Annotated in this window: 4 protein-coding genes; all 4 read left to right on the plus strand. The window is 60.4% G+C overall.

The annotated features are described in order from the left end of the window. Nucleotides 1-217 precede the first annotated feature (217 nt). On the plus strand, nucleotides 218-370 hold the full coding sequence (locus ABJF10_RS30010) for a hypothetical protein (RefSeq protein WP_348548278.1): 153 nt from the start codon (nucleotides 218-220) through the stop codon (nucleotides 368-370). A 57-nt stretch (nucleotides 371-427) separates the two neighbouring features. Then, entirely contained in the window at nucleotides 428-1165 is a 738-nt protein-coding gene (locus ABJF10_RS30015; protein ID WP_348548279.1) for a lasso peptide biosynthesis B2 protein, read from the plus strand. Then, nucleotides 1153-2934 (plus strand): asparagine synthase-related protein, encoded by a 1782-nt coding sequence (locus ABJF10_RS30020; protein ID WP_348548280.1) that lies wholly within the window; start codon nucleotides 1153-1155, stop codon nucleotides 2932-2934. Before ABJF10_RS30015 ends, ABJF10_RS30020 begins: the two co-directional genes overlap by 13 nt. Nucleotides 2935-3489: 555 nt before the next feature. Next, nucleotides 3490-3609 (plus strand): SEC-C metal-binding domain-containing protein (locus tag ABJF10_RS30025; protein WP_348548281.1); only part of this gene is annotated, 120 nt, incomplete at its 3' end.

Consider the following 3609-nt stretch of genomic DNA (forward strand, 5'->3'; position numbering starts at 1 on the left):
CCGTCCTCACGCCGCTCTCGGCCTTCCGCCCATGCTTCCGCGCGGAAGCCGGGCGCTTCGTTGCGGGTGGCGCAGATCATCGCACGACTTCGATGCCCGCAGACTTTCCACAGTCATGCCAGACGGCGCGAAGTGAGTCGCACAAAAGCGATAGCGACATTCCCCTCAAGAAGTTGACCATTGCCCCCTGGAGCGTTCACGTTATGGTTTGTGGATTATGAAAACCGAGAAGCATCTCTCCTCAACGGACAAAGGACTTGAACTCGAACGCAAAGCGAAGCGGCCGGCGCTCGTCACCTATGGCTCCGCCACGAAGCTCACGAAAGGCAAGTCCGGGCGCAGCAGCGAAAGCCAAGGCACCAAGCCGTAACCTGCTGGCTGCAATAGTTGAGTGCGCGACTCTTTCGAGTGCGGAAAGAGGCACCAGATGATCGCGCTTGCACGCGAGGTATTCGCCGCTCGGCTACCCGGCGGGTATGTTTTTCTTGATCTTTCCCGCGACGCATATAGCGGGCTGGCAGCAGAGGACAGCGAACGTCTGTGCGGTTTGCTCGGCAGAGCGATCGAGCCCGAGGAACTGAAGGAAGAGGAGCGCGCGCTAATCGATTTTTTGCAGGAGGAGGAGATCCTTTCTGTCGGGAACGATGAAAACGAGGCACTCAAGGTCGCCTGCGCCCGCGAACGGGGAGGCCTCACGGTGTGTGAATGGAGGCCGCACCTCGCCGATTTGGCGCACGCGACCGGCGGCTCCACATTTATCGAGGTTCTTAAGGCAGGGTGGGCGATTCTTCGCGCTGAACTTCTCCTCCGCGGCGGTCTGAAGGACCTCGTGCGCGAGATCAAGGACCAGCCGATGCGGCCTAAGACCATCACATTAAATTCTTCGGAAGAAAATCAGTTGGCCGCGCTGCTCCATGCGGTGGAAATGGCGCGGAGGTGGTATCCAAGAAAGGTTGATTGCCTCGTGGGGTCGGGCGCGCTTGTGTTGTTAGCGCTTTGGGGAGGACTCGAATGCGTTCTGGTGATCGGCGTGCAGAAGTTTCCGTTCTACGCCCATGCCTGGGTCGAGCACGCCGGGCGGGTAGTCAATGACAGCAGTGAAGTCCAGCGGCGGCTCGCTCCCATCCTGGTCGTATCGCCGGGGAGCGCAGCATGTCGCTCTTGATTGGCTGTGCCGGCACGCCGGCCTTCGTCGCGGAAGTTTGCTCCCGGCTTTCCCGCGGCCCTCATCCGCGCGTTCGATGGCGGCAGTCTTGGGGAGCAATTGCCTGCAACGATGGTGCCGATCACATGACAGCAGGTGGCCTCGGAAAACCCTGCCCGATCGTTGTCTCCGGTCGGGTCCATGAGCGACTCAATGGAAAAGGCGGCCTAGTCTCGCCCGAAATCGTCGGTGCGGCTGGTCGCGCCATTCTCGATTCGGGAGGCGGGTGGCTTACCGAGAACGTGTGGGGTCGCTATGTCATCGCTGTAGCCGATGAGGACGCGCAGCGACTATCGATCTTCCGCGACCCGACCGGCCTGCACACGGTTTTCCACGCCTCATGCCCTCAAGGTTCGGTCTTCGCAACGCAGCTCGATGCGCTGGCAGCGCTTGGTGTCCTTCCGTTGAGCGTGGATGCGGAAAGTCTGGCCTCCTTTGTTCTGGCAGGCACGCGCCCGACTCCGCGGATGCCATTGGCTGGAGTGTCGGAGCTTTGTCCGGGAACCGTGCTCGAATGGAGTTCGCGCGGGACCAGCACACGGCTTTTTTGGAATCCTGCGAAGTTCATCGCTCAGAGCGTATCTCCTGAGCCCGATGTGCTGTGGAAAGTATTCGCCGGAACCGTGGCGGCTGTCGTGGGGGAGCAGGTCGAAATCGGCGTGGATGTGTCCGGCGGACTGGATTCCTCAGCACTGCTTGCCGCCGTAGGGGAGGCGGTGCGACATCGGTCCGTCCGCGTGAAAGCTGTCACTCTTCATCACCCTGATAGCGCGTCGGCTACCGAACTGCCATTTGCGCGGGAGTTGGCTGAGTTCCTGGGCGCTGAAATGGTCGAGGTCGATTTTGCAGAGGGGCTTCCGTTTGCCTCCCTCGAGGAAACGCTCACTCGCAAGTGGGATCGCCCTACGCCGCACATGCTTACCGGCGCGATGCACCGGGCGCAACACGCTGGGGCGGCTTCTGCCTGCTGCTTGCTGAACGGCTTCGGAGGCGACCAAGTTTTTCAAGCCCGTGGCGACATACCGCATTTCCTTGCCGACCATTGCCTCGCTGGCGATTTCGGGAAATTTGGCGCTGAGCTGAGCGCAGAGTCCACAAACACGGGCACCCCATATTTGCCGCTGCTTTGGAAGAGCCTCCTGATCGGGCTACGACAAAGGCGTTTTGCGACCTACTGGCAGCCGCTACCTCCACCCGCTTGGGCTGCGAAAGAGTTGACCCGAGCGGCGGCCGCCGTCATTTCAGCGCCGTCGTTCTGGAATAGTTTGGAGGATGTCTCGCCGGCAAAACGCGCGCAGCTTTTCGAGATATATGACGCTTCGGCATTGGCGGATCGGCATTTTCGCTCGCCCGAGCACATCGTGGAGCATCCGTTTCTCGCCCAGCCGGTCGTCGAGCTGGCGCTCGCATTGCCTATGGAAGCACTCCTGTCCGGGAGCGACGACCGCATCTTGTTTCGCCGAGCCGTAGCGGGACGCATCCCGCAATCTATCGTCGAGCGGCATGCGAAGGGAGACCACTCCGGCATCTACCAGCTCGGTCTCCAGGCGCACCAATCCGTAGTGGAGGAGTTACTCATGGAAGGCTGGCTCGTGGCGAACAGGCTGGTGGGCAAAGAGGCGCTGCGTGATGAGCTTCTGCAGGCCGCCCAAGGCTACACGCCGAACCTATGGCCGATCCTGAATGCGGTCGCGGTCGAGCTGTGGATTCGGAGTTGGCAGCTTTTCTAAGGCTGTGCCTTAGCCCGCCTAGCCCCCGCCGTGGCCATAGAAGTGTTTGTAGAATCGTGGCCTGCCGTTTTGCGGCTTAATGCGATCGCCATTGAACGTGACATAGCATGCGCTCAGCCGTCGCTGTTGACAGTCTCGCTCGGATACGTCGGAGGAGACACGCAAGTGTGTGTAGAACGACCCAAACAATACATGGTCGATAGACGATGCGACACCCTCCAAGTTCTCCCATTAGATACGTCTACGCCGGGGGTCTGCGCAACGGTCGGCAGACGGTCGCAGCACAGATTGCCAAGTTGGTGGGCGGGCGGCGATGATCCGCGCCGCGCGCTCCGCTACCGATCTTTCCGTTCGGTCAAAATCATCGCAACGATTCTTCAAACTGCCGTCGTCCTTGACTATTAGAGTCGGCTTGCATCCACTCGCGGCTCACTCAACAAGGAGGCCGTATGGCAGATTCACACTCACACTACGACGAGCCCTTTTTTCGAGCGCACCAGTAAACGCCGAAAAGGGTGCCCATCCGAAACGCAGGTCAAAAGGGGTCTGCGCGTCATCCACGGCAACGAAGAGCTTCTCGAAAAGCTCGGTCGCAACGATCCGTGCCCATGCGGTTCACTGCGCAAATTCAAGAACTGCTGTATGCGCGGCGGCTGCTTTCGACGGCTCGGATCG

It is taken from the genome of Chthoniobacter sp., from assembly GCF_040003245.1.
Classification (GTDB): Bacteria; Verrucomicrobiota; Verrucomicrobiia; order Chthoniobacterales; family Chthoniobacteraceae; genus Chthoniobacter.

Bases quoted from the DNA above. Each gene is read 5' to 3' on its own strand.
- ABJF10_RS30010 (WP_348548278.1), top strand. From the start codon at position 218: ATGAAAACCGAGAAGCATCTCTCCTCAACGGACAAAGGACTTGAACTC.
- ABJF10_RS30015 (WP_348548279.1), top strand. From the start codon at position 428: ATGATCGCGCTTGCACGCGAGGTATTCGCCGCTCGGCTACCCGGCGGG.
- ABJF10_RS30020 (WP_348548280.1), top strand. From the start codon at position 1,153: ATGTCGCTCTTGATTGGCTGTGCCGGCACGCCGGCCTTCGTCGCGGAA.